Consider the following 931-nt stretch of genomic DNA (forward strand, 5'->3'; position numbering starts at 1 on the left):
GCCTGGTTCAAGATTTTAATGGCATGGTTCTTTCCCAACTCTTGGCCATATTGGTCACCCATTTGCTTTGCCTCACTCAAGGCTTCAAAAATCGCCTTCTGCTCTTCAGTTGTATGCAACCCTTCCCAGTTATGCGGCGCCCAAGAGAGATTCTCTGGGCCTGCATACCAATCAATATCAAACGACTCGAGTATATCAATGGAGCCTTGGGAGTATACATAACGAGAGTCATTAACCTTAACGCCTTTCATAACAATATGATGGCCATGCCAACTACCATGCTTACCGGGGGACACGCCTACAGGCTTAGGGTAATACAGAGACGTAAATCAATAAATCATACTTCTTGAGATAGTCAGGAGGGGCGCTATTCCTAAAATCAACATCAAACCAATATGTATATGCTCAAGCCATCCAAAACAGTTCCCTTAGTAATAATCACTTACTCATACTTTCCGTTAAATCTGGGTATTGGTCATTACTTCGGGAGTTAAATACGTTAGATCTACTGAAAGTTCGACCTCAATATAATATCTTACGATAGGATTGTTTATTAACCGATGAGCAGATCAAACAATTTGTTGTTCGCAAAACTAAAGATAAGATATCGAAGGTCTGCTGCGCTAGTACAATAAGGCATCTAACCACTTCAAAGTAGGTGATAGCCCAACATCCGCTATTGTCTAAGCGCGTACTGTAAAATGCATCTTCAATGGTTTCATATAAGGCTTGTTCGTTGCCGATTTCTATAACCGTTTGGAGGGCAGCAGCAAGGTAATGCCCATCGTCAGATAAGATGGTTGTGCGGCTTCCAAGGTGAGATTGCCGTCCTGGCACAGCACTGTCAGTTCGAAAGTGGTCATAGAAGTGCCAGTGATCAATTTTATCGCGAAGTTGGATGATTTCGGGAGCGCGTTGCGGGTCTGAGCTG

The 931-nt window shown here is 43.3% G+C and carries 1 protein-coding gene and 1 pseudogene; both read right to left on the reverse strand.

What is annotated here, in order from left to right; all coding sequences use genetic code 11:
• Positions 1 to 296, reverse strand: a 296-nt coding sequence (locus A3739_RS03525; protein WP_197472018.1) for an AHH domain-containing protein, incomplete at its 3' end; no start/stop codon positions are given.
• A gap of 226 nt (positions 297 to 522) precedes the next feature.
• Positions 523 to 931: pseudogene (locus A3739_RS29265) on the reverse strand (hypothetical protein); the annotation flags it as partial.

Source organism: Oleiphilus sp. HI0067 (assembly GCF_001635735.1).